Genomic DNA, 23,557 nt, shown 5'->3' with positions numbered 1-23,557 from the left:
GTCGCAATCCACACCGAACCCGGAAGGCCCTCACCCGTTCAAGATCCCTCAGCCGAGATATGACTCACCCGTCCACAACCTCCTCGGACAGAACACCTAGGGGGCGCAGGAGAGCTTGACCGCCTCGTGGGCCGCGGCGGACGCGTCCTTGCTCAGTGCCTCGTCGCAATTGACCGCGCCCCCGCCGGAAGGTCCCCAGGTCGACACATGCCCGACGACCGGGTCCCCGCCCCCGGCGCACGTGTAGCGGAAGTCCGTCTCGATCAGCTTGAAGTAGCTGTAGCTCACCAGCCGCACGCTGCCCTTCAAGCCGCTGACCTGGCCCAACGGCTCGTCGAGCGGCGCGTACGTGCCCGGCTCGCCGAGGGCGGAGCCCTCCTTCGGATCGTCGTCCGCGGACACCAGTCCGAGCTTCGTCCCGAGGGAGTGGAGGACGAGGTCCGGGTCCAGGTCCACGCCCTCGGTCACCACGGATGCCGGGTCCGTGCGCAGCCGCCGGATCGGTTTCGTCACGCGGGCGGACCCGGTCAGACTCTGCGCCTCGGCGACCCCGTTGATCACCCAGTTCTGGCGCATGTTGAACCAGGTGTACGTGCCGCCCCGGCACGCCTGCGGCTCCCGGGCGACCGCTTGCTCCGCCTCCGCCTTCGGCGATCCGGCCGGCTTCGCGTCGGTGGTCCCGCCGTCCGTCGACGAGCAGCCGCTGACGCACGCGAGGGCCGCCGCGACGATCGCGGCGGCCGCTCCGATGTGCACTCGTGTCCGCTTCATGGTTCTGCCCCCGTGGTCCGTTCTTCCGGTGGAATTCACCGGTGGTCACGGACCACGGTTGCCGTAACGGACCTCACGGACAAGTGACTTGAGCAGTTCCAGAGGTGCGGATATCCGGCTACTTCTTCCGGTCGGCCGGGGCGCCCGCCGCCTGCGGGGCCTTGTAGCCGATGTCCTGGTAGTGCGGGACCCCGAGGCCGAAGGCGCCGACGTTCACGAGCTGCTTGCCGGTGGCGACGAGCTGGGGGCGCTGGAAGAGGGGAATCGATCCCGCGGCGGCCCAGATCCGGGCGTCCGCCTGCCGCATGAGGTCCTGGGCGGCCTTCTCGTCCAGCTCCGACGCCGCCTGGTCGAAGAGCTGGTCGATGTGGTCCGTGCCGACCCGGGTGTAGTTCTGCTCCACGAGCAGCGAGCCGTCGGAGGCGGGCAGCGGCTTGGCGAAGATCGGGCGGTCGTCGGTGGCCGGGTAGGCGGTGGCGGGCCAGGAGTACAGGGCCATGTCGTAATCGCCGGAGGCCACGTGGTCGCGGAAGTAGCTGTCGTCGGAGACCTTGGTGATCTCGGTGCGGATGCCGATCGTGTCGAGCATCGCGGCGATCTTCTCGCCGACGCTGCGCAGTCCGGCCGAGCCGGGCCCGGACGGCAGGACGAAGCGCAGGCTCAGCGGCTTGCCGTTCTTGCCGAGCGGACCGCGTGCGGCGTCGGCGGCCTTGGCGGGCGCCGCGGTGCCCGCCGGGGCATACGCTCCGGCGGCGCCTCCGGGCTGCCGGTCCTGGGCCCGGATCGCGTCCCGGGCGTCCTCCGATGTGCCCGTGGAGCCGAGCTGCCCGGCCTGGCGCAGCAGGGCGACGCTCTGCGCGGCGGCGTCGGGGGCCGGGGCGAGGACGTGGATGCCGCCGGGCTTGTCGTCGCCGACGATGTAGAGGCCGTCGTCGGCGGCGGGCTCGCCCGCGGCGCGGTTCCCCTTGCCGTCGTCCGCCTCCTTGCCGGCGCTCCCCTTCTTCTCGCCCTCGCCCTTCTTCTCGCCCTCGCTGCCGGCCTTGGTGCCGTCGCTCCGGCTCAGCGCGCCCTCGCGCGTCCAGCCCGCGTCCGCGAGCAGCGCCTGCGCCTGCTCGGTGTCCTGCTTGCCGAGCGCGTCGCTGCCGTCCCGGTACGCGGGCTGCCCGGCGACGGCGAGGTGGCTGCCGAGCGGCTGCGCGGGCAGTCCGAGCGGCTTCAGCACGGTGGCGGCCAGCTCCTGGCGGTCCAGGGCGCGGGCGACGGCCCGGCGCACCCGGTCGTCGGCGAGCGGTCCGGTCTCACCGTTCAGCGCGAGCTGGGTGTAGGCGGGCTCCAGGGACTTGCGGACCACGAAGGCGCGCAGCCCGCTCTGCTCGGTGGCGTACGCGTCGGCGGCCCTGGCCTTGTCGTCCCGCGCCTCCTGCTCCTCCTCGGCCGCCTCCTCGTCGGTGCCGTGCGCCACGGCCCAGGAGCGCAGGGCGTCCGCCGGGTTCTGCGCGGCGCCGGGGCCGTGGGCGGGCGGTGCGCCGGCCGCGCCCTCGCGGGCCGCCTGGGCGATGCGGTAGGCGGTGGTGGAGTCGATGTCGGCGATGTCGACGGCGCCCTCGGCCAGCGCGTCGGTGCGCTCATCGGGCTCGACGGCCTTGAAGACCAGCGAGTCCAGCTTGGCGCGGCCGCCCCACCAGCGCGGGTCGCGGGTCAGCGTGACGGACCCGGTCTTCTTGTCCACCTCGCGCAGCCGGAACGGCCCGGCGGTCGCCTTGAGGGTGGTGCGGGCGCCGTCGTTGAAGGCGTCCGGGGAGCCCGTCACCTGCTTCGGGTAGAGCGGCGAGAACAGCGAGCGCCAGTCCGCGTACGGCTTGGCGAAGGTGACCTTGACCTCCAGGTCGTCGTGGCCGCGCTCGATCTTCTCGATGCGTTCGTAGCCGGCGTTGCGGGCGGTCCAGAACGCGGAGTCCTTGCCGCTGAGCGCCCGCCACTGGGCGACGAAGTCCGGGGCGCCGATGCCGCGGCCGTCGCTCCAGACGGCCTGCTGGTTGAGCCGGTAGACGACGACCTGGCGGGGCTCGGTCTCGGTCACCTTCGCGGATTCGAGGTAGTCCGGATTGAGCTGGGGGCGGCCCTGGGCGTCGAGCGGGAAGAGGGTCGGCAGCAGGGCGCCGGTGATCCGGGTGGTGGCGCTGTCGGCGTCCGCCTGGAAGGCGTTGAAGGTGGCGGGGAGCGCGTCGATCGCCCAGGTGACCTTGCCCCCGTCGGCGACCTGGGCGCGGGCGGCGCGGGCCACGTCCTGCGGTACGGCGGCGACGGCCGCGGTGTCCTTCCCGCCCGAGCTGCATCCGGCCAGCGCCGGGAGGGTGAGGACGCCTGCGGTGAGCAGGGCGGGGATGCGCCTCTTTCGGGCCGTCCCGCGCGGGACGCCGACGTGGGACATGGCTGATACCTCCGGGGACGGCCCGGCCCGCAGTGGGAAAGGGCCTGATTGAGCGTTTTTGGTGGCATTTGCAGTTGATCACACTGGTTCCGCCCCTCCACTGAAAACGCCCTCGCGCGGGAACGCCGTGCCGACACGGCGGGTACGCCCCCAAGCCCACCCGTACGGCGGAGCGCCGCGGCCCGGGTGGGCCGCGGCGCTCCGTTTCAAGCGGGTTCGATCAGCCGAGGAGCTTGACGATCTCGTCGGTCGTGCCGGTCTCGCCGAGGCGCGGGAAGACCCGCTGCAGGCTGTTGTCGTGGGCCTCGCCGCTCATGTCGGTCATCGCGTCCGTGGCGAGCGTGACGTGGTAGCCGTGCTCGTGCGCGGAGCGGGCGGTGGACTCGACGCCGATGCTGGTCGCGATGCCGGCGACCACGACCTGGGTGACGCCCCGGCGGCGCAGCTGGAGGTCGAGGTCGGTGCCGTAGAAGGCGCCCCACTGCTGCTTGGTGACGATGATGTCGCCCTCGGCCGGGCCCATCTCGGGCACGATCTCGGCCCAGTCGGCGGCCGGCTTCCCGGACCGGGCCGGGCCCTCGGTGCGGCCGGGGGCGCCGCCGGTGACGCGGACGAGGACCACGGGCAGGCCCTTGGCCCGGAAGGCGTCGGCGAGGGTCGCGGCGTTGGCGATGACGTCGGCGGAGGGGTGGGCGGTGGGCAGGGCGGTGATGCCCTTCTGGAGGTCGACGACGATCAGCGCGGTCTGGGGATCGAGGACGGTGGCGGTCATGGTGGTGCTCCTTGTGGGGTGGTGCTTGAGGGGGATCAGGTACGCCCGCGCAGGGCGCGGTCGGTGACGGTGAGGACGATGAGCAGGACGCCCAGGACGGCGGCGACGGCGGCCATCAGGTGCAGCCCCCGGTCGCCGGCCGACTGCCCGTAGGCCAGGGCGATGAGGCTGGAGGCGGTGATCGCCCCGATGTACTGGGCGGTGCGCTGGAGGCCGGCGGCCGAGCCGACGGAGGCGGGCGGCGCGTACGCCTGCACGGCCGCCTGGTTGCTGGTGCCGATGAGCCCCTGCGGGATGCCGAAGCAGGCGCCGGCGAGCAGCAGGACGGCGACCGGTGCGTCGCCGGACAGCAGGAAGAGCATTCCGGCCCCGGCGGTGAGCAGGACGCAGGCCAGGACGAGCGGGCCCCGGATGCCCTTCGTACGGGCGCCGAGCAGCGAGCACACCAGCGCGGCGACGGACATCGGCAGCATGAGGAGTCCGGTGTGCCCGGAGGAGTAGCCCCGGGCCTCCTCCAGCCACTGCGTGTATCCGTACATCACGCAGTAGATCAGCAGGTAGCTGATGCCGTGCCGGAGGTACGTACGCGAGAGCGCGCCGTTGCCCGCGAGCATCCGCAGATCGATGAAGGGGGCGGGCGCCCGCAGCTGCCACCACACGAGGACGGCGGTCAGCGCGGCGAACGGCGCGAGCAGCCACCACATCGGGTGCGCGAGGTCGAGCAGGAAGAAGACCAGGACGGTGAGCGCGGTCGCGAACAGGCCGATGCCGAGCGGATCGAGCCCCAGCCGGGGCGCCGGGGACGTCACGGCGCGCGGCGGGTCGGCCGGGATCCAGAGCAGCGCCGCGCCGAGGGCGATCAGCGCCACGGGCACGTTGACGGCGAAGATCCCGCGCCAGCCGGCCGTCATGACGAGCAGCCCGCCGAGCGTGGGCCCGACCGCCGCGCTGCCGAGCGCGGCGAAGGAGAGCCGGGCCAGCACCGGGCGCGGGGTCGGCCGCCCGATCCGGGCCGACTCGTCGCGCAGCACCGCCATCGCGGCCGGGTAGGCCGCCGACGTACCGATGCCGAGCAGCAGCCGCGACACGATCAGCTGGCCGAAGCCCTGCGCGAAGGTGCCGACCAGACCGGAGGCGATGACCACGACCAGGCCGGCGAGGAAGACCCGGCGCGGCCCGAGGACGTCGGCGAGCCGGCCCAGGACGGGCTGGGCGACGGCGCTCGCGAGGTAGAGGACGGAGATCAGCCAGGCGGTGTCGGCGGCGCCGACGGAGAAGTGGTGCCCGATCGCCACCAGCGCGGTGGAGATCATCGTGGTGTTCAGCGGGTTGAGCAGCGAGCCGAGCAGCAGCGGTGCGGTGAGCCGGGCGCTGAAGCCGGGGTCGGCCGCCGTCCGGTCCGGGCGGGCCGCCGCGCGTACCGCCCCGGGGAGCACCTCGCGAGCGGTCACGAACCGACCAGACGTTCGATGAGGGCCACGGCCTCGGCGACCGTCCGCCGCTCGTGCCCGTCCAGCTCGGCGGCGACGGCCTCGGCCAGCCAGTTCCGCTTGGCGGCCCGGACCCGGGCGAGCGTGGTGCGCCCGGCGTCCGTGATCGACATGACGGACTTCCGCCCGTCGGCCGGGTCCGGCGCCCGCTCGACCAGCCCCTGCGTCTCCAGCGCGCCCAGGGTCAGCCGCATGGACTGCGGCCGTACGAATTCGGCGCGGGCCAGGTCCGCGGTGGTCGCGGCGCCCCCGTCGTCGAGCCGGGCGAGCACCGAACGCTGGGTCGGCGTCAGCAGCGACTCCGACGAGGAGGAACGCAGCCGCCGCAGCAGCCGGCCGACCACGGCGGCCAGCTGGTTCGCCACCTCTTCGGCCGTGGGGTCGGGGGCCGCCCCGGATGCGTGCGTCATACATTCACCGTACGAGACCGACAGGCCATCTTGCAAGGTAGCCTGTCATTCTCAGGCCGGTCGCCGCCCCCACCCCTCCCGGGCGCCTCATGTCGCGGCTCCCCGAAGCTGGACATAGCCTCACAAACGTGACGCCGCCTGTGAGCCGAACCCGGATCCTCATACCGGGCCGGGCCCTGCTCGCCGTGCTCCTGACGGTGTGCTGGCTGGCCCTGGCCCCCGCGCCGGCCGCCCGCGCCGACGATCCGATCACGCTGTCCCGCGACGGGCAGATCACCGACAAGGTGGGCGCCCTCGGCGACCGCCGCCCCCAGGTGGTCACGGCCCTCGACCGGCTCTACGCCGAACACCGCCTCCAGCTCTTCGTGGCGTACGTACGCGACTTCTCCGGACGCTCCCCGCAGGACTGGGCCGACGCGACCGCCGACCGCAACGGCCTCGGCCGCGACGACGTCCTGCTCGCCGTCGCCACCCATGCCCGGCAGTACGCCTACTCGGTCGACCAGGACGCCCCCCTCACCGACGCCCAGCTCCGGGACGTGGCGAACACCGCGATCGAGCCGGCGCTCAAGCGGAACGACTGGGCGGGCGCCGCGATCGGCGCCGCCGACGGCTACACCGCCGCCCTGTCCGGCGAGCCCGTGCCCGCCCCCGCGATCACCCCCGGCGCCTCCGACCCGGGCTCCGGCTCGGGCGGCACCAGCACCGGCGACCTCCTCCTGCCGATCGTCCTGCTCTGCGCGGTGGCGGCGGTCGCCGCGTACGCGTTCCTGCGGCGCAAGCGCCGCGCCACCACCCGCACGACGCCCGGCACGACCGGCTGGGGCGGCGGTGTGCCCCCGCCCACCCCGCTGCCGGAGCTCGACGCGAAGGCCAAGGAGACGCTCGTCGCCACCGATGACGCGGTCCGCACGAGCGAGGAGGAGCTGGGGTTCGCGACCGCCCAGTTCGGGGAGGAGGCCGCCGCGCCGTTCGCCGAGGCGGTGGCCTACGCCAAGGGCGAGCTGACCACCGCGTTCCGGCTGCGGCAGCAGCTGGACGACGCGTTCCCGGAGGACGAGGCGACGCAGCGCCGGATGCTGGACGAGATCATCAGCCGCTGCGCGGACGCCGACGGCCGCCTGGACGCCGTCTCCGAGGACTTCGACCGGCTGCGCGAGCTGGAGCGCGAGGCGCCGCAGGCCCTGGCCGCCGCCGGGACCGCGCTGACCGAGCTGACCGGCCGCGTCCCGGCCGCCGAGTCGGCACTCGCCTCGATGCGCGAGCGGTACGCGGACCAGGCATCCGCCCCCGTCGCCGCCGACGCCGGCCAGGCCGAGGACCGGCTCTCCTTCGCGGCCTCCTCCCTCGACAGCGCCCGGCAGGCGGTGGACGGCGGCGACCACGCGGCGGCGGCCGTCTATGTCCGGGCCGCCGAGGGCGCGCTCGACCAGGCGGGCACGCTCGTGGACGGCGTGGAGCGGCGGGCCCGCGAGCTGGACGAGGCGGCGGACCGGCTGACCGCCGCCCTCACCGAACTGGACACCGACCTCGCGGACGCGGGCGGGCTGCTCGGCGGTACGTCACAGGGGGCGTCCACCGCCGACCTGCGCGGCCGGATCGCCCGTGCGCAGGCGGTGGCCGGCGATGTGCGCGAGGAGCGGGGCGGGCGGTACGACCCGATCGACGCGCTGCGCCGGGTGGAGGAGGCGGACCGGGCGCTGGACGAGGCGCTGGCCGGGGCGCGGGAGCGGGAGCAGGGCGACACCCGGGCGCGCTCGCTGCTCGACGGGGCGCTGCTCACCGCGCGCTCCTCGGTCGCGGCGGCGGCGGACTTCGTCACGACGCACCGGGGCGCGGTCGGCAGCACCGCCCGGACCCGGCTCGCGGAGGCGCAGCGCCGCCTGGAGCAGGCCGGCGCGCTGGCGGGGAACGGCGACCCGCAGGCCGCCCTGGCCGAGGCGAACCGCGCGGACGCGCTGGCGGGCGAGGCGCGGAGCCTTGCCGAGCAGGACGTGCGCGGGTACGGCTACGGCGGGCGCGGCGGCCCCGGCTCCATGGCGGGCGGGGGCATGGGCGGCGCGGTGCTCGGCGGGATCATCCTCGGCGGCCTGATGGGCGGGGGCGGAGGGCGGGGCGGCTTCGGGGGCGGATTCGGCGGAGGTGGAAGCGGCGGCTTCGGCGGGGGCGGCGGGCCCGGCAGCTTCGGCGGCGGAGGGACGCGGGGCCGCCGGGGCGGCGGCGGGCGCTTCTGACGCGGGCAGCTCCCCGTACCCCCGCAGGCGTAGACGCGAGCAGCTTCCCGTACGGCCGTACGCGTGACCGACGAGCGGCACCATCCCCGTATGCGTGACCCCACGAACAGCACGATCCAACAGGAGAGGCCCCCATGAGCAAGCAGACCGTTCTCGGCCGTGTCACCCAGCTGGCGAAGGCCAACATCAATGCCCTGCTCGACCAGGCCGAGGACCCGCAGAAGATGCTGGACCAGCTGATCCGCGACTACACCGACAACATCGCGGAGGCCGAGCAGGCGGTGGCCGCCACCATCGGCAATCTGCGCCTCATGGAGCAGGACCACGTGGAGGACGTGGAGGCGGCGCGGGAGTGGGGCGGCAAGGCGCTCGCCGCGAGCCGCAAGGCCGACGAGCTGCGGGCGGGCGGATCGGGCCCCGAGGCGGACAAGTTCGACAACCTGGCCAAGGTCGCACTGGGCCGCCAGCTCCAGTCGGAGAAGGAGGCCAGGACCGCCGAGCCGACCATCGCGGCGCAGACCGAGGTGGTCGACAAGCTCAAGACGGGCCTGGACCAGATGAAGGCGAAGCTGTCGGAGCTGAAGGCCAAGCGGGACGAGCTGGTGGCGCGCGCCAAGTCGGCGCAGGCGCAGAACCGGATGATGGACGCGGTGAAGAGCATCGACGTCCTGGACCCGACCAGCGAGCTGGGCCGGTTCGAGGACAAGGTGCGGCGCGAGGAGGCGCGGGCTCTGGGCAAGCAGGAGCTGGCGGCCTCCTCGCTGGACGCGCAGTTCGAGGACCTGGACGCACTGGGCGACAGCGCGGAGGTGGAGGCCCGGCTCGCCGCGCTGAAGACCACCAAGTAGGACCCCGGCCCCTGTCAGAACATGCTGAGCAGCTCCTCCACCGAGCGCTCGGCGGGCGGGCGGCCGTCGGGCAGCGGCAGTTCGAACCAGACGGTCTTGCCGCGCGGGGTCCGCCTCGCCCCCCAGGCCGCGCTGAGCAGCCCCACCAGCTGGAGGCCCCGGCCGCCCTCGTCCGTGTCCCGGGCGCGCCGGCGCCTCGGCTGGACGAGACCGGCGTCCCACACCTCGCAGACGAGGGTGCGGTCGCGCAGCAACCGGAGCCGGATCTCGCCCTCCCCGTAGCGCAGGGCGTTGGTGACCAGCTCGCTGACCAGGAGTTCCGTGGTGTCGACCAGGTCGTCGAGGCCCCAGCTGGTGAGCTGGCCCCGGGCCAGCTCGCGGGCGCGGCCGACCGAGCGGGGCTCGCGGGGCAGCCGCCAGTCGCCGACGGCCTCGGTGGGCAGGCCCTGGATGCGGGCCATCAGGAGCGCGATGTCGTCCTCGCCGTGCCGGGTGTGCAGCGAGCCGAGGACCCGGTCGCAGACGTCCTCCAGCGGCTGGGCCGGTTCGACCAGGGCCTTGCGGAGGGCGGCCAGGCCCTCGTCCAGCGGGTGGTCGCGGGACTCGACGAGCCCGTCGGTGTAGAGGGCGAGGAGCGCGCCCTCCTTCAGCTCGACCTCGACCTCCTCGAAGGGTTCGCCGCCGACGCCCAGCGGCATCCCGGGCGGTACGTCGAGGAGCAGCGCGGCCTCGCCCGGCTCGACCACGACGGGCGGCAGATGGCCCGCGTTGGCGAAGGTGCAGCGCCGGGTGACCGGGTCGTAGACCGCGTAGACGCAGGTCGCGAGGTACACCTCGGAGAGGTCCGCCTCACGGGACTTGTGCGCGGCGCGGGAGGGCCACTGGGCTCCCCCGCCGCCGGAGGCGGAGGCGGCACCGGGGGCGCCGAGGCCCCGGGCGACCTCGTCGAGGGCGGACAGCACCTCGGCCGGTTCCAGGTCGAGGAGGGCCAGGGTGCGCACGGCGGTGCGCAGTTCGCCCATGGCCACTGCGGCGCGCAGGCCGCGCCCCATCACGTCGCCGACGACGAGCGCGGTGCGGTGTCCGGGCAGTTCGATCACGTCGAACCAGTCGCCGCCGACCTCGTTGGCGGTGTTGCCGGGGAGGTAGCGACAGGCGATGTCGAGCCCGGCGGCCTCCGGGTCGCCGGGGGGCAGCAGGCTGCGCTGGAGGATCAGGGCGCGTTCGTGCTCGCGGCGGTAGAGGCGGGCGTTGTCGATGCAGACGGCGGCGCGGGCGGCGAGCTCGGTCGCGAGGGCCCGGTCCCGGGCGTCGAACGGCTCGCTGCCCTTCGTACGGGAGAAGCGGACGAGGCCCACCACGGTGTCGTGGGCGACCATCGGCACGGCCAGCGTGGACTGCACGAAGCCCCGGTCGTCGCCGGGCACGTCCTCGATGCGGCCGGTGCGCAGCGCGACGGCGCACGGCGAGCCGAAGGGGTAGCGGTGGACGGCGCCGAGGGCGGGGGGTGCGGCGCCCGGGGGCCCGGACGCGGCGTACGCGGCGCCGGGCAGGGCGTCGGACACCGCGCTGGCGAAGGCGACGCGGCGCAGTTCGGCGGAGCCGCCGACCGCTTCCTGGCTGAGCCGGCTCCAGCCGCCGGGCGCCGCCTCGTCCCCGGTGAGCAGGGCCTGGTAGAGGTCGACGGAGGCCAGGTCGCAGAAGACCGGGACGGCGACGTCGAGGAGTTCGCGGGCGGTGGTCTCCAGGTCCAGGGAGTTGCCGATGCGGGCGCTGGCCTCGTTGAGCAGGGCGAGGTTGCGGCGGGCGCTTGCGGCCTCGCGGGCGGCGGTGTGACGCCGGGTCACATCGGTGGCGAGTCCGGCGATGCCGATGGGGCGGCCCGATCCGCTGTGCACCCGGTAGAGGTTGATCGACCAGTGGCGGCGCTCGGTGTCGCCGGGGGCCGTGCCGACGAGCTGGAGGTCGGTGACGGAGTTGCCCGTCTCCAGGACCCGTTCGAGGGTGGCGGTCAGGCGGTCGGCGTCGGCGCCGGTGAGGTAGTCGCCGACGGTGCGGCCCCGGTGGTCGTCGGCGCGGCCGCCGAAGACCGTGGCGAAGCGCTCGTTGGCCCGGACGACGGTGAGGTCGGTGCCGAACAGGACGAAGCCGAAGGGAGATTGGCCGAAAATCGCCTGCGAGGCGGCGAGGTCCGTCTCGATGCGGCGCAGGGCGCGCACGTCCACGACGATGCAGACCGCCGCCCGTTCGCCGGTGGCCGTCTCGCTGGGCATCACATAGATCTCGGCGAGCCCGTGCACCCCGTCCCCGCCGGGCATCCGGAAGGGGACGAGACCCGTCCACTCCTTGCCGTCGAGCACCTCGCCGACCCGGCGGTGGCCCTCGCGGCGGACCTCGCCGGGCAGGAACGCCTCGACCGGGTCCTTGCCCACGGCCTCGTCGGCGGCCACGCCGAAGAGACCGGCGGCCCGGCGGCTCCACTGCTCGATCAGCCCGTCGGGCCCGATCGAGAAGGAGGCGACTCTGATGTAGTCGTAGATCGAGCCGGGCGGACTGCTCTGCCACACGACGTCGCCCGCTGTCCCAGGTATTTCGCTCACGCGACCGTCCCCTCCAGCTCACACACCGGACCGGTCATGCCCGCAGTATTCAGCACTACGGCCCCGTCCGGCACGGCGTTCACGATCACAGCACGGTCTCAGTCCCTTTCAGCCAGGTTCGGCCCCGACCTCCGGTGATCGCTGTGCGTCCCACCTCACTCCTAACCAGGCAGAGCCAGCTCGAACCACACCGTCTTGCCGCTCTTTCCCCGCCGGGTCCCCCAGCGCCGGGCCGCACAGGCCACGAGCTGCAGTCCCCGGCCGCTCTCGTCGTCGGGTCCCGCCGTACGTTCGGTGGGTGGCTCGGGGAGGGGATCGGAGACTTCCACGAGGAGACCGGCGTGGGCGGTGGAGTGGTCCCCGTCCGGGTGGGGGCGCAGCAGCCGTACCCCGATGGGACCCGGGGTGTAGCGCATGGAGTTGGTGACCAGCTCGCTGACCAGCAGAATCGCTTCGTCACCGACGGCGGCGTCGAGCCCCCAGCCACGCAGGGTGTCCTGGACGGCGTGCCGGGCGGTGCGCACGGCACCGGGGACAGCCGGAAAACTCCACTCGGCTCGATCGCCTTCGGTATCGGTCACGCCGATCACTCCCAGAGCCGGCAACGGTGACGCCCTGTCTGCGTGGGGCAAACACCACATACCCGATATTAAGGAGCGAATACCGCCGGGCTCGACACGCGGGGCGTACGGGTGTACGGCGGCGCGCACCTACGAGTGCCCGGGAAGCGGGGGCGCACACTCCGGACGCCGCGCGCCGCGCCATGATCCGCGCGCGGGACCCGGGGCTCCTCGCGCGGGACCCGGGGCTCCTCGCGCGGGCCTCAGCCGAGATCGCCCGAAGCCCTGAGGTCGTCGAAGAGCAGCTGGTCGACGGGCGGCACCCGGTCGCGGTCGGCGTACGAGAACCACGCCACGTCCTCGATCTCGCTGCTGGCCCTCAGCTCACCGCTGAACCCGGCGGTGTAGCAGGCCATCCGGACCACCGCGCCGTCCGGCAGGCCGGGTCCGCCGGCCTCGTACGTCCCCACGTGCGCGACCGACGCCGCGTCGATACGGACCGTCAGCTCCTCCTCGATCTCGCGCACGAGCGTGTCGAGGTCGCTCTCGGCGCCCTCCCGCTTGCCGCCCGGGATGTAGAAGACGTCCTTCCCGCGCGGGCGGGCGCACAGGATGCGGCCCTCCTCGATCCGCACCCACGCCACCGTGTCGATCAGCACCGGCGCGTCCCCGCCCTCCAGTTCGCCGATCGCCTCGGCCAGCCACTTCTTCTCCTCGGTGCCCGTGGCGCGGGCGATGCGCAGCATGCCCCGCCGGAAGAGCGTGGGCGCCTCCTCGGCCCGCACGGGCTCGCCGTCCCGGTGGAAGAAGCTCGCCGGGGCGTCGAGGAACGTCTGCCGTCGGCGCAGGACGGCCGCCTGCCCGGCGCGGTCCGGGAGGTGGTGCAGGAACGCGAGCAGCGTGAAGAAGCGCTGCCCGTCGGTGATTTCGGCCTCCTTGGGGTGCCCGAGCCGGGCGTACAGCTCCTCGCGCCCGGCCTCGGTGAGGGAGAGGACCCGGCGGGGCGCCGACCCCGTGCCGGGTTCGGTGTGCTGGTCGACCAGGCCCGCCTTCACCAGCCGGGAAATGGCCGGATAGAGCGCACCGTCGCTGACCGTGCGGATGTGGCCGCTGAGGGCCTGGATGCGGGCCTTCAGCTCATATCCGTGCAGGGGCTCCTCGAAGAGGAATCCCAGAATCGACAGTTCCAGCACGCGCCGAGCTCCTACCGCGTCCGTCGTCCCGCTTGCCGGTCCGGGCGCCTCACGTTATCTCTTTCCGCTGTACCTCGATTCGGGGTACAGCGGAAAGAGGGGCGCGGTCATGGAAGCGGTCGTCGCGGCGTTATCTCTTTCCGCTATACCTCGATTAGAGGTGCAGCGGAAAGAGGGGCGCGGTCATGGAAGCGGTCGTCGCGCGGACCAGGGGCGCGGACCAGGGGCGCGGACCAGGGGCGCGGACCAGGGGCGCGGGCGACCCGGCGGCGCTCCGCTCGGCGGTGCGCGGCGGCTGGGCGCCGTGGACACTGGTCACGCCGGTGGTCGCCGTGGGGGGCTACCTCTGCCGCGCCCCGCCGGCCCGGCTCGTCCCCGGGACCGGCGACGGCGGTGCAGTGCGCCGCCGTCACTCCCCTGTACCGGCGCACGGCGCATCAGCCCCGTGCGCCGCACGCCTTACGACTGGGCGGCCTGCCCGACGCGCTCCACCCAGTACAGCTGCTTGTGCCCCCGGTCCTGCAACTTGTCGGCCGCACGCTGGGCCTCGCCCTGCGTGGCGTACCTGCCCACGCGGTAGCGGTTGCCGTTGTCGTCCTGCCGTATCACCAGCCAGGAAAGCACGGCACCGCTGTCACTCATCGTGTTTCTCCCGAGCATCGCGCCCCTCCCCTGAACGATGTGCACGCTTCTAAGGAACTCCAGGAAACCCCGGTACGCATATGCCCGACCCTACGCCTGACCTTTACTCAACGGATACGTCTTTACACAAAGAGGTACCGATCCGGCCAGGAACGGACCAACGCCCTGGGGGCGCATTCTCACGAATGCGCCCCCAGGGCGTTGGAGCGGGGTCGGGACATGACAGTCAGGGGCGGTCCGCCCGGGGATCACCTCACGGGGAGCCGGTATCCCACCCGGTAGCGGTCGGCCGGCACCACCACGTCGGCGGTCTCGACGGGCCGCCCCGAGGCGTAGAAGGTCCGCTCGACCACCATCACCACATGGCCGGGGACCCCGCCCAGCGCCAGGAGCTCCTCCGCCAGCCCCGGGCGCGCGCCCACCTGCTCGGCCACGTTGTCCACGATCACGTCGATGGCGGCCATCCGCTCGACCACCCCGCAGCCGCCCAGCGGACCCTCCTCCGGCAGCATCACCGGCGTCCGCCCCGTGATGGCCAGGGGCTCCCAGGAGGTGGAGAGCATCACGGGCTCACCCGCCTCCCGGAACACGTAACGCGTGCGCATGACGCGGTCGTCGGGCTCGATCCCGAGTCGGGCGGCGATCTCGGCGCTCGCGCCCTCCTGCTCGCTGCGCGACTCCCAGGTCCCGCGCGCCCCGTCGGCCGCCTGCTCCTGCCGGAACGGGCCCGCGCCCGCCTCGGGCCGGAAGCCGGAGCGCTCGACCATGCGGGGCACCGGCCGCTCGCGGACGTACGTCCCCGAGCCGGAGCGGCCCTCGACCAGGCCCTCCGCCATCAGGACCTTGCGCGCCTCCAGCGCGACGGTGTCCGAGACCCCGTACTCCTCGCGGATGCGCGCCTGTGACGGCAGGCGCGTATGCGGCGGCAGCAAACCGTTGACGATCTTCTCTCTCAGATCGCTCGCCACGCGCAGATAGGCGGGCTGCTCACCGAAAGCCACAGGCCACTCCCCAAGAGGTTGACGGACTGCGACAGCGTCGCAACCGTGGGTTCCGGATCGCAAGCGCAGGCCACAGTTTCACTCGAAGTGATGACATTGGGCGGGCCTGCGCATAGTCCGCGACGCGTCGGCCAGAACCCCTTTAAGTCGCCTTTGCCAAACCCTTGACCCCGTTTGGTCCAGACCAATAACTTCTGGCCTCATGCGTCGAAGAACCTCGTCTTCACTCGCCATCGCCGCCTGCGCCCTCATGCTCGCGGCCTCCTTCTCTCCCGCCGCCAACGCCTCGTCCGGGCACGGCAGTCACGGCGGCGGGCACGGTCATCACGGCTCCGCGCCCGACTACAAGCGCGTCGGCTACTTCACCCAATGGGGCGTCTACGGGCGCGACTTCCAGGTCAACGACCTGGAGACGAGCGGCACCGCGGCCAAACTCACCCACGTCAACTACTCGTTCGGCAACGTCAGCGCGGACGGGAAGTGCTTCACGGGCAATGTGCCCGGCGAGGCCGACGCCTGGGCGGACTACGTCCGTCCGCTCGACGCGGCCAACTCCGTGGACGGGGTCGCCGACGCCGACGACCAGAAGCTCGCGGGCAACTTCAACCAGCTGCGGAAGCTCAAGGCCGAGCACCCCGGCCTCAAGGTGATGATCTCGCTCGGCGGCTGGAGCTGGTCCACGCACTTCTCCGACGCGGCCCGCACCGCCGCGTCGCGCAAGGCGCTCGTCGCCTCCTGCATCGACCTGTACATCAAGGGCAACCTGCCGGTGGACGGGACGCGCGGCGGCGAGGGCGCGGCGGCCGGGCTCTTCGACGGCATCGACATCGACTGGGAATGGCCGGGATCCGCCGGTGACACCGACACGGTGTACCGCCCGGAGGACAAGCGGAACTTCACCGCCCTGGTCCACGAGTTCCGCACCCAGCTCGACGCGTACGCGAAGAAGACCGCCCAGGAGCGGAAGGGCCGCCACCACGGCGCGAAGCCCCAGCACTACGACCTCTCGGCGTTCGTCCCGGCGTCCCCCGAGAAGATCGACGCCGGCTTCGACGTGCCGCGCATCATGCGGGACTTCGACTTCGTGAACCTCCAGGGCTACGACTTCCACGTCTCCGGCGAGGCGAAGACGGCCCAGCAGTCCGCGCTGTACGCCAAGGGCGACTACAGCGTCGACCGGACCGTGCGGGACTGGCTGAAGCGGGGCGCACCGGCACGCAAGCTGGTGATGGGCATGCCCTTCTACGGCCAGGGCTGGACGGGCGTGACCGGCGGCGGCGACGGCCTCGGACAGCCGGCGGCGGGCCCTGCCCCGGCGACCTGGGCGGCCGGTTACGAGGACTACAAGGCCCTCAGGAAACTGGCCGAATCCGGTACGTACAAGGTGCACCGCAACACGCGCGACGGCAGCGCCTGGCTGTTCGACGGCACCACGCTGTGGACGTACGACGACCCCCAGGTGCTGCGCACCAAGACCGCGTACATCCGCGACCACCGGCTCGGCGGCGCGATGTTCTGGTCGCTGGACGGCGACACTGAGAACGGCGAGCTGATCACGGCCGTCGACCGCGGGCTCTCCCACCGGTAGAAACACCTCGGGGGCGGCTGCCGGTGCGCAGCCGCCCCTCGGTCGTGCGTACGGTCACCAGTCGACGGTCTCCGTCCAGACGGACTGGATGTAACCGGAACCCCAGGGGTTGGTGGCGACGGACGCCTGGCCGACCGGGGCCCAGTCGCCCAGGACGATCCGCTGCGGAAGGCGCGGGTCCAGGGCGTTGAGCACCGCGTGGACGCGGTGGTGGCCGGTGCCGCCCGTGCACAGGCTGGAGATCGTGCTGCCGGCGCCGCCCCCGTAGGAGACCGTGCAGCCGGTCGGCGCCGCCTGGGCGGAGGGGGCCGCTGTCAGCAGCGCGCCGACCGCGGTCACGGCAAGGGCCGCGGTACCTATGACACTGCGCTTCCCGAACATGAGACTCCTTGGATCCGGTGGGTGGGTCCGGTGATGTGCAACTCGCCGAAAGAGCGCTGCCCAGATTTGGTCCAGTCCAATCGCGACGGCACCGCCCCAGCAGCGCCGATCGCAACGACCTCACGACGTGACACTTCGTCAAGATCCTTGAGCACAGGCCCTATTGACGAGTACACGCCCATGAGTATGGTCTAGACCTAAGGTGAGCCGTGGTCGCCCCAGGCGTCCCACGGCGCGCGAAGGGGCTGCGGGCGGCACCCCCTCGCCACCGGCCGCATCCCTGCCCCCACCGCGCCGGCACCCCCTGACAAGGCCGCTGCCCGGTGCGGGCATGTCCGACCGCTGCCGTCACCCCGCGGCAGTCCCCAGCGAAGGAGTTGGCATGAACGCGAAGCGAAAACTGGCCCTCGTGCTCGGTGCGGGAGTCGCCCCCCTGCTCGCGGTGGTCCTGCCGGCCACCACAGCCAGTGCGCACGGTTACGTCTCCTCGCCGCCGAGCCGCCAGGCCCAGTGCGCGGCGGGCACCGTCGACTGCGGCCAGATCAAGTACGAGCCGCAGAGCGTCGAGGGCCCCAAGGGCCTGATGAGCTGCAGCGGAGGCAACGCGCAGTTCGCCGAGCTGGACAACGACAGCAAGGGCTGGAAGGCCACCCCGGTCGGCAGCTCCGCCGACTTCTCCTGGACGCTGACGGCCCGCCACGCCACGAGCACCTGGCAGTACTACATCGGCGGCTCGAAGATCGCGGAGTTCAATGACAACGGCGCCCAGCCCGGCGCCACCAAGACCCACCACGTGAACCTCGGCGGCTACAGCGGCCGCCAGAAGGTGCTGGCGGTCTGGAACATCGCGGACACCGCCAACGCGTTCTACGCCTGCATCGACCTCCAGATCGGCGGGGGCGGCACCCCCGGTGACGGTGACGGCGGCGACCCGGGCGACTGCGCCGCCTCGGCGTGGGAGGCCGGCCGCGTGTACAACGGCGGCGACACGGTCGCGTACAACGGTCACACCTGGCGCGCCAAGTGGTGGGTCCAGGGCGACCAGCCCGGCACGACCGGCGAGTGGGGCGTCTGGGAGGACCTGGGCACCTGCTGACGCGCGTCTCTCCGCGGGGCCCCGGCCCTGCGGAGAGGTACGTCCTGCGGAGAGGTACGTACGGGGCAGGGCTCATGCCGCGTAGTCATGCCGCGTACGACTCGGTCCGCGTGCCGTCCTCGGCGGTGAGGACCTTACGCGTGACGCGCTCGGCGATCGCCGCGACCAGGGCGCGCGGCCGGCGCGGCAGCAGGTGCGCGGACAGGGAGTTGCCGAAGCCCGGGGTGACATAGGCGCGGTCGCGGTCGAGGGCGGCCAGCGCGGCGCGCACGACCGGTTCCGGGGTGCTCATCGACCCGTTGACGGCCGCCTCACGGGTCCCGATGGCCTCGAAGAACGGCGTGTCGACGGGCCCGGGGCACAGGGTGAGCACGCGCACGCCGCGTCCGCGGCACTCCTGGCGCAGCGACAGCCCGAAGTTCAGCACGAACGCCTTGGCGGAGCTGTAGACCGCGAAGTACGGGGCGGGCTGGAAGGCCGCGGTGGAGGCGACGTTGACGACGGCGCCGGTGCCGCGTTCCAGCATGCCGGGGAGCAGGGCGTGGGTGAGGCCGACGAGCGCGACGACGTTGACCATCAGCTGGTCGTGGTCGCGCTCCGCGTCGATGCCCTCGAAGCGGCCGCAGGTCCCGAACCCCGCGTTGTTGACCAGCAGCCCGATCCGCAGGCCGAGCGCGTCGAGCCGGCCGGCGACGGCGCGGGCGGCGCCGGGCTCGGCGAGGTCCTGGACGAGAACGTGGGCGCGGACGCCGTGCTCGGCCTCCAGCCGTGCGGCGAGGGCGGTGAGCCGGTCCTCGGAGCGCGCCACCAGGACGAGGTCGTGGCCGCGAGCGGCGAGCTGGGCGGCGAACTCCGCGCCGAGCCCGGAGGAGGCACCGGTGACGAGAGCGGTTGCAGGCATGGGAGGTCTCCTTGACGAGGCGTCGACGGACGGAGCATCTGCAACAGCAGAGTACCCATTCCTTCATTATTCGCAACAGCACTGTCCCACTTAAGCCAGAGATGGCGCATGAGTGTTACGTTTAGAGGGCTGAGCCAGCGAGGCAGACGACGAGGAGAACGCCATGGGCGGCGAGACGACGGCCCGGCCGCTGCGGGCGGACGCGGAGCGCAGCGTGCGCCTGATCCTGGAGGCGGCGGAACGCCTGCTCTCCAAGGACCCCGGCGCCTCGATGGAGCAGATCGCGGCCGAGGCGGGCGTGTCCCGCACGACGATCCACCGCCGCTTCGCGCACCGCCAGGCGCTGATCGACGCCCTGGCCCTGTCGGCGGCCCGCCAGCTGGCCCAGGCCGTGGACGACGGCCGCCCCACCACCGCCCCGCCCCTGGTGGCCCTGCACCGCATCACCGCCAACGTCCTGGAGATCAAGGGCGCCTGGACGTTCGCCCTGAGCCTCCCGGCGACCCCCGGCACGGAAGCGGCCACCCTCCACGAAACGATGACCGACCACTGCCTCACGGTCCTGGCCCGCGCCCGCACGGAGGGCCTCATCGCCCCCTCGTCCGACCTCCACTGGCTCCAGCGCGTCTACTACGCCCTGCTCGGCGAGACGCTGCACGGCAACCCGGCCGACCCGGTGACGGACCCGGACGCGCTGGCGGCCCGAGTGGTGGAGACGTTCTTGCACGGGGCGGGGGGACGGGGCTGAGAGACGCTCCGGTGGCCTGGTGCTTACCAGCGGGTGGCTTCCCCGGCCCTCGGGTCGGTACCTTCACGAGGTGACCGGCTCACCGGATCTGGCTGCTGTCGCCGCACTCATCGGCGATCGCACGCGCGCGAAAATCCTGCTGGCCCTGTTGGACGGCGGCCCGATGGCGGCCTCGGCCCTGGCCGAGCGGGCGAAGGTCTCGGCCCCACTCGCGAGTGCGCATCTGCGCAAGCTGATGGCCGGCGGCCTGCTGGCGGTGCAGCCGCTCGGACGTCAGCGCTTCTACCGGCTCAGCGGTCAGGCCGTAGCCGACGCCATCGAGGCGCTGCTGCTCGTGGCGCCCCGTGTGCCCGCGCGCTCGTTCCGCGAGGTGTCCGAGAACGCCGCGCTGCGACGCGGACGGATGTGTCACGACCACATCGGCGGCAGGACGGGCGTGACGTTGACGAGAGGGCTCCTGGACGGTCGCTTCCTCGAATGTCGCGGACCCGTCCCGCACGTCACCCCTCGCGGGGCACGGGCCTTCGACCGGCTGGGGATCGACGTCGGTGAACTGGCCCGGCAGCGACGCCCGCTGACCCGCGCCTGCACCGACTGGAGCGAGCAGGACCACCACCTCGGCGGAAGTCTCGGAGCCACCCTCGCGTCGGAGTTCTTCCGTCGGGGCTGGTTGCACACAAGCGAGACCAGCCGCGTCGTCTCGGTGAGCGAACACGGCCGTGAAGTACTGCTCGAAAACTTCCAGTTGCACGCCTGCGGCCAGGGATGAACGCCGAGCGGACGGTCACGCGTCGGCCCAAGATCACTTCAACCGGCGGTTAACCGATTCGGTCCTAGCGTTGCGGCATGGCCGAACATGACGATGCGCACTTGTTGACCGCGCGAGTGAACCGACTGCAGACCCGCGCCGATCTCACCGACCTGGCCGACCGCTACGGCCATCTGCTGGACGACCGCGACTGGCACGGCATCACCTCCTGCTTCACGCGGAACGGCCGCCTGAAGTTCAAGGGCGGGGAGGTGGTCGGCCGCGACCAGTTGGACGCCTTCTACCGGGCCCAACTACCGAAGAACGAGTTCACGTTCCACTACCGGCACTCCCACGTGATCACGATCATCGACGAGGAACGGGCCACCGGCGTCGTCAGCGCTCACGCCGAACACGGCCGCGACGGCACCTGCGTCCTGGCCGCGGTGCGCTACTACGACGACTACGCGAAGGAGGACGGCGTCTGGCGTATCGCATGCCGGGAGATCCGGTCCCGCTACTGCCTCGGCTGGCTCGACATGGCCGGAGACTTCCACGAGGGCGCCCACAGCCCGCTGATGCGGGACACGGGCGCCCACACCGAAGGGACAAGCCCCTCCTGACCGCCACGGGACCGGCCGACTCAGACGTTGAAGCGGAACTCCACCACGTCGCCGTCCTGCATCACGTACTCCTTGCCCTCCATGCGGGCCTTGCCCGCTGCGCGGGCTTCGGTCACCGAGCCGGTTTCGATCAGGTCCTCGAAGGAGATGATCTCCGCCTTGATGAAGCCCTTCTGGAAGTCGGTGTGGATGACGCCGGCCGCCTCGGGGGCCGTGGCGCCCTTCTTGATGGTCCAGGCGCGGGTTTCCTTGGGGCCTGCCGTGAGGTAGGTCTGGAGGCCGAGGGTGTCGAAGCCGACGCGGCCGAGGGTGGCGAGGCCGGGTTCTTCCTGGCCCATGGACTGGAGGAGTTCCAGGGCCTCGTCGTCGTCCAGCTCGATCAGCTCGGACTCGATCTTGGCGTTCAGGAAGATCGCCTCGGCGGGGGCGACCAGGGCGCGCTGTTCGTTCTTGAAGTCCTCGTCGACCAGCTCGTCCTCGTCGACGTTGAACACGTAGATGAAGGGCTTGGTGGTGAGGAGGTGGAGCTCGTGGAGGAGGCGGCCCTTCTCCGTGGAGGCGGTGATGCCCGCGTGGAAAAGGGTGTCGCCGGCTTCGAGGATCTTCTGCGCCTCCTCGACCGCCGCGAGGACCGCGACCTTCTCCTTCTGGAGGCGGGACTCCTTCTGAAGGCGCGGGATCGCCTTCTCGACCGACTGGAGGTCCGCGAGGATCAGCTCCGTGTTGATCGTCTCGATGTCGTCCTTGGGCGAGACCTTGCCGTCGACGTGGACGACGTTCTCGTCCTTGAACGCGCGGATGACCTGGCAGATCGCGTCCGACTCGCGGATGTTCGCGAGGAACTTGTTGCCCAGGCCCTCGCCCTCGCTCGCGCCCCGTACGATCCCCGCGATGTCCACGAAGTCCACCGTCGCCGGGAGGATCTTCTGCGAGTTGAAGATCTTCGCCAGGGCGCCCAGACGGTGGTCCGGGACGCCGACCACGCCGACGTTCGGCTCGATCGTGGCGAACGGGTAGTTGGCCGCCAGCACGTCGTTCTTGGTCAGGGCGTTGAACAGGGTCGACTTGCCGACATTCGGCAGTCCGACGATTCCGATACTAGTACTCATGCCACAAACGTCCGCTCAGGATCAAGAAGGGTGGGGTCGGCCGCGACGGCAGTCCAGGCGTGCCATCGTCCACGTGCGCGTATCACGGTACAGGGACCGGGGCGAGGAGCTCTCCTCGGTCAGAACCATTGCAGGCAGTGCGGGGAGACGTCGCCCGCGAACAGCGCGTCCGCGCGGGCGGCGGCGGCCGGGTCGTGCGCCCGGATGTGTCCGGCCCGTACGAGGGTGCTCGGCCGGGTGCCGCCGAGGTACACCGAGCCCAGGTCCCGTACGTCCAGCGACAGGTCGGGCCGCCGGTCCGTGGCCACGCACTCCGCCCTGCCGTCGCGGACGGTCAGCAGGTAGCGGCCGTGCTCGCCCAGGAACGGGTCGGCCACGTCCAGCACCAGCTCCCCGTCCGTGAACCAGCCGCGCGCCGTCAGCGCACGCGGTACGTCGAGCAGGCGCACCCAGAGCCAGTCGGTGTGGCCGCCGACCTCACCGGCCCGGATGTCCGCGAGCTGCCAGCGCAGCGGGTGCTCCGGCGGGACGTGCCGGAAGACGACCTGGGAGACCAGGTCGTGGCCGAGGGCGTACCGGGCCAGGGCGGTGAAGGCGGCGTCATCGACGGCGATGGTCTCGTCCACCGTCAGGGTGCCGGAGTCCGTCGAGTAGCTGGCGTACCCGTCCGGCGTACCGTCCGCGTCCCGGTGGACGGCCACGTAGCGAGGGGCCCGGGAGACGGGCGGCTGGCCCGCGCCCAGCTCCCACCAGCGGGGCGGCCGGGACAGCGCGCCGGGCTGCGCGCGGCGGTACCGGTCGTAGACCGCTTCGAGGATCTCGCCGCAGTCGGCCCGCCGCAGCACCTCGACGGAGCCGGTGCCGGAGGTGCCGGGTCCGCCAAAGACGTCCCCCGCCGATTCCCCCCGCCGCTCCCCCAGCTCCGCCCGGTGCCGCGCCACCGTCAGCCGCGCCGTCGACGTCGCGGGGCCGTACCCGAACCGGCCGTAGATACGCGCCTCCGAGGCCAGCAGCACCGACAGGAACTCGCCCCGCTCCCGCACGTCCGCGAGCTGGTGGCGCATCATCGCGCTGAGCACGCCGCGCCGCCGGTGCGAGGGCAGGACGCCCACGGCGGTCACTCCGGCGGCCGGGACGGGCTTCCCGCCGGGCAGGGTCAGCTCGAAGGAGTACGCGGCGGCGGTGCCCACGGGCTTGCCGTCCGGTGCCACGGCGAGGAGGCCGCGGTCCGTCTCCAGCGCCGACCACCAGCGCCCGCCCTCCGCGACGGGGGTTTCCGGGAACTGCCCGAAGGCCGTGTGGACGGTGGCGACGAAGACCTCGAAGTCCTCGTCGGTCGTGGGACGGATCTCCATCACTGCCGTTTCTCCTCGGGTTCGGAAAGGGGCCAGGCTACGGGTGGCCCCGCGCC

Annotated in this window: 21 protein-coding genes and 2 pseudogenes; 8 read left to right on the top strand and 15 right to left on the bottom strand. The window is 72.5% G+C overall.

Features of this window, described 5'->3' with window-relative positions; genetic code table 11:
• Positions 1-96 precede the first annotated feature (96 nt).
• The 5 genes from ACIQZN_RS23525 to ACIQZN_RS23505 form a co-directional block, all read right to left on the bottom strand.
• Positions 97-771 carry a hypothetical protein gene (locus ACIQZN_RS23525; protein ID WP_403997155.1) on the bottom strand — a complete coding sequence of 225 codons (675 nt, stop codon included), beginning with the start codon at positions 769-771 and terminating at the stop codon, positions 97-99.
• 118 nt (positions 772-889) lie between these two features.
• Positions 890-3,202, bottom strand: coding sequence for an ABC transporter family substrate-binding protein (locus ACIQZN_RS23520; protein WP_403997152.1), 2,313 nt, complete (start codon positions 3,200-3,202; stop codon positions 890-892).
• A gap of 220 nt (positions 3,203-3,422) precedes the next feature.
• A complete protein-coding gene (locus ACIQZN_RS23515; RefSeq protein WP_403997149.1) occupies positions 3,423-3,974 on the bottom strand; it encodes an isochorismatase family protein in 552 nt (183 codons plus the stop codon).
• Between the two features lie 35 nt (positions 3,975-4,009).
• Positions 4,010-5,410, bottom strand: coding sequence for an MFS transporter (locus ACIQZN_RS23510; protein WP_403997195.1), 1,401 nt, complete (start codon positions 5,408-5,410; stop codon positions 4,010-4,012).
• An 11-nt stretch (positions 5,411-5,421) separates the two neighbouring features.
• Positions 5,422-5,874, bottom strand: a complete 453-nt coding sequence (locus ACIQZN_RS23505; RefSeq protein WP_403997146.1) for a MarR family winged helix-turn-helix transcriptional regulator — start codon at positions 5,872-5,874, stop codon at positions 5,422-5,424.
• Positions 5,875-6,014: 140 nt separating this feature from the next.
• Between ACIQZN_RS23505 and ACIQZN_RS23500 the strand changes: the two genes are divergently transcribed.
• Entirely contained in the window at positions 6,015-8,108 is a 2,094-nt protein-coding gene (locus ACIQZN_RS23500) for a TPM domain-containing protein (RefSeq protein WP_403997192.1), read from the top strand.
• Between the two features lie 134 nt (positions 8,109-8,242).
• Entirely contained in the window at positions 8,243-8,956 is a 714-nt protein-coding gene (locus tag ACIQZN_RS23495) for a PspA/IM30 family protein (RefSeq protein WP_403997143.1), read from the top strand.
• Positions 8,957-8,970: 14 nt separating this feature from the next.
• On the opposite strand, the gene ACIQZN_RS23490 is transcribed toward ACIQZN_RS23495, so the two are convergent.
• From ACIQZN_RS23490 to ACIQZN_RS23475, 4 genes and pseudogenes are all read right to left on the bottom strand, one after another.
• Positions 8,971-11,523 carry a SpoIIE family protein phosphatase gene (locus ACIQZN_RS23490; protein WP_403997189.1) on the bottom strand — a complete coding sequence of 851 codons (2,553 nt, stop codon included), beginning with the start codon at positions 11,521-11,523 and terminating at the stop codon, positions 8,971-8,973.
• Positions 11,524-11,717: 194 nt separating this feature from the next.
• Positions 11,718-12,146, bottom strand: coding sequence for an ATP-binding protein (locus ACIQZN_RS23485; RefSeq protein ID WP_403997186.1), 429 nt, complete (start codon positions 12,144-12,146; stop codon positions 11,718-11,720).
• A gap of 233 nt (positions 12,147-12,379) precedes the next feature.
• Entirely contained in the window at positions 12,380-12,775 is a 396-nt protein-coding gene (locus tag ACIQZN_RS23480; RefSeq protein ID WP_403997184.1) for an NUDIX domain-containing protein, read from the bottom strand.
• Positions 12,776-12,787: 12 nt separating this feature from the next.
• A pseudogene (locus ACIQZN_RS23475) lies at positions 12,788-13,309 on the bottom strand (PadR family transcriptional regulator); the annotation flags it as partial.
• A 239-nt stretch (positions 13,310-13,548) separates the two neighbouring features.
• On the opposite strand from ACIQZN_RS23475, the pseudogene ACIQZN_RS23470 reads away from it, so the two are divergent.
• Positions 13,549-13,707: pseudogene (locus tag ACIQZN_RS23470) on the top strand (MATE family efflux transporter); the annotation flags it as partial.
• 61 nt (positions 13,708-13,768) lie between these two features.
• On the opposite strand, the gene ACIQZN_RS23465 reads toward ACIQZN_RS23470, so the two are convergent.
• On the bottom strand, positions 13,769-13,969 hold the full coding sequence (locus tag ACIQZN_RS23465) for an SPOR domain-containing protein (RefSeq protein WP_073964871.1): 201 nt from the start codon (positions 13,967-13,969) through the stop codon (positions 13,769-13,771).
• Positions 13,970-14,199: 230 nt separating this feature from the next.
• Positions 14,200-14,952: a GntR family transcriptional regulator gene (locus tag ACIQZN_RS23460; protein WP_403997140.1), complete on the bottom strand. Its 753-nt coding sequence runs from the start codon at positions 14,950-14,952 to the stop codon at positions 14,200-14,202.
• A 202-nt stretch (positions 14,953-15,154) separates the two neighbouring features.
• On the opposite strand from ACIQZN_RS23460, the gene ACIQZN_RS23455 reads away from it, so the two are divergent.
• Complete coding sequence (locus ACIQZN_RS23455; protein ID WP_403997137.1) at positions 15,155-16,540, top strand: glycoside hydrolase family 18 protein; 1,386 nt, start codon at positions 15,155-15,157, stop codon at positions 16,538-16,540.
• Between the two features lie 54 nt (positions 16,541-16,594).
• Here the strand turns inward: ACIQZN_RS23455 and ACIQZN_RS23450 are convergent, their stop codons facing one another.
• The gene (locus tag ACIQZN_RS23450) at positions 16,595-16,921 is read right to left on the bottom strand and encodes a hypothetical protein (RefSeq protein WP_403997135.1); all 327 of its coding nucleotides are present in this window, start codon (positions 16,919-16,921) and stop codon (positions 16,595-16,597) included.
• Positions 16,922-17,303: 382 nt separating this feature from the next.
• Between ACIQZN_RS23450 and ACIQZN_RS23445 the strand changes: the two genes are divergently transcribed.
• Positions 17,304-18,017, top strand: coding sequence for a lytic polysaccharide monooxygenase (locus tag ACIQZN_RS23445; RefSeq protein WP_403997132.1), 714 nt, complete (start codon positions 17,304-17,306; stop codon positions 18,015-18,017).
• A gap of 85 nt (positions 18,018-18,102) precedes the next feature.
• On the opposite strand, the gene ACIQZN_RS23440 is transcribed toward ACIQZN_RS23445, so the two are convergent.
• Complete coding sequence (locus ACIQZN_RS23440) at positions 18,103-18,918, bottom strand: SDR family NAD(P)-dependent oxidoreductase (protein ID WP_403997129.1); 816 nt, start codon at positions 18,916-18,918, stop codon at positions 18,103-18,105.
• A 163-nt stretch (positions 18,919-19,081) separates the two neighbouring features.
• On the opposite strand from ACIQZN_RS23440, the gene ACIQZN_RS23435 reads away from it, so the two are divergent.
• The 3 genes from ACIQZN_RS23435 to ACIQZN_RS23425 all read left to right on the top strand — a co-directional run bounded on the left by ACIQZN_RS23435 (position 19,082) and on the right by ACIQZN_RS23425 (position 21,037).
• Entirely contained in the window at positions 19,082-19,666 is a 585-nt protein-coding gene (locus ACIQZN_RS23435; RefSeq protein ID WP_403997126.1) for a TetR/AcrR family transcriptional regulator, read from the top strand.
• A gap of 70 nt (positions 19,667-19,736) precedes the next feature.
• Positions 19,737-20,435, top strand: coding sequence for an ArsR/SmtB family transcription factor (locus ACIQZN_RS23430; RefSeq protein ID WP_403997124.1), 699 nt, complete (start codon positions 19,737-19,739; stop codon positions 20,433-20,435).
• 116 nt (positions 20,436-20,551) lie between these two features.
• On the top strand, positions 20,552-21,037 hold the full coding sequence (locus ACIQZN_RS23425) for a nuclear transport factor 2 family protein (protein ID WP_403997121.1): 486 nt from the start codon (positions 20,552-20,554) through the stop codon (positions 21,035-21,037).
• Between the two features lie 20 nt (positions 21,038-21,057).
• Here the strand turns inward: ACIQZN_RS23425 and ychF are convergent, their stop codons facing one another.
• Positions 21,058-22,146 carry a redox-regulated ATPase YchF gene (gene ychF, locus ACIQZN_RS23420; RefSeq protein WP_403997118.1) on the bottom strand — a complete coding sequence of 363 codons (1,089 nt, stop codon included), beginning with the start codon at positions 22,144-22,146 and terminating at the stop codon, positions 21,058-21,060.
• 119 nt (positions 22,147-22,265) lie between these two features.
• Complete coding sequence (locus tag ACIQZN_RS23415; protein WP_403997115.1) at positions 22,266-23,501, bottom strand: GNAT family N-acetyltransferase; 1,236 nt, start codon at positions 23,499-23,501, stop codon at positions 22,266-22,268.
• Positions 23,502-23,557 lie beyond the last annotated feature (56 nt).

Source organism: Streptomyces sp. NPDC097595 (genome assembly GCF_044761525.1).
Classification (GTDB): Bacteria; Actinomycetota; Actinomycetes; order Streptomycetales; family Streptomycetaceae; genus Streptomyces; species Streptomyces drozdowiczii_A.
The sequence above is the reverse complement of the archived record's forward strand: the minus strand, read 5'-3'. Positions and strand labels throughout refer to the sequence as shown.

Coding starts and splice junctions, on each gene's coding strand:
- ACIQZN_RS23525 (WP_403997155.1), bottom strand. CDS start 771: ATGAAGCGGACACGAGTGCACATCGGAGCGGCCGCCGCGATCGTCGCG.
- ACIQZN_RS23520 (WP_403997152.1), bottom strand. CDS start 3,202: ATGTCCCACGTCGGCGTCCCGCGCGGGACGGCCCGAAAGAGGCGCATC.
- ACIQZN_RS23515 (WP_403997149.1), bottom strand. CDS start 3,974: ATGACCGCCACCGTCCTCGATCCCCAGACCGCGCTGATCGTCGTCGAC.
- ACIQZN_RS23505 (WP_403997146.1), bottom strand. CDS start 5,874: ATGACGCACGCATCCGGGGCGGCCCCCGACCCCACGGCCGAAGAGGTG.
- ACIQZN_RS23495 (WP_403997143.1), top strand. CDS start 8,243: ATGAGCAAGCAGACCGTTCTCGGCCGTGTCACCCAGCTGGCGAAGGCC.
- ACIQZN_RS23465 (WP_073964871.1), bottom strand. CDS start 13,969: ATGCTCGGGAGAAACACGATGAGTGACAGCGGTGCCGTGCTTTCCTGG.
- ACIQZN_RS23455 (WP_403997137.1), top strand. CDS start 15,155: ATGCGTCGAAGAACCTCGTCTTCACTCGCCATCGCCGCCTGCGCCCTC.
- ACIQZN_RS23450 (WP_403997135.1), bottom strand. CDS start 16,921: ATGTTCGGGAAGCGCAGTGTCATAGGTACCGCGGCCCTTGCCGTGACC.
- ACIQZN_RS23445 (WP_403997132.1), top strand. CDS start 17,304: ATGAACGCGAAGCGAAAACTGGCCCTCGTGCTCGGTGCGGGAGTCGCC.
- ACIQZN_RS23440 (WP_403997129.1), bottom strand. CDS start 18,918: ATGCCTGCAACCGCTCTCGTCACCGGTGCCTCCTCCGGGCTCGGCGCG.
- ACIQZN_RS23435 (WP_403997126.1), top strand. CDS start 19,082: ATGGGCGGCGAGACGACGGCCCGGCCGCTGCGGGCGGACGCGGAGCGC.
- ychF (WP_403997118.1), bottom strand. CDS start 22,146: ATGAGTACTAGTATCGGAATCGTCGGACTGCCGAATGTCGGCAAGTCG.
- ACIQZN_RS23415 (WP_403997115.1), bottom strand. CDS start 23,501: ATGGAGATCCGTCCCACGACCGACGAGGACTTCGAGGTCTTCGTCGCC.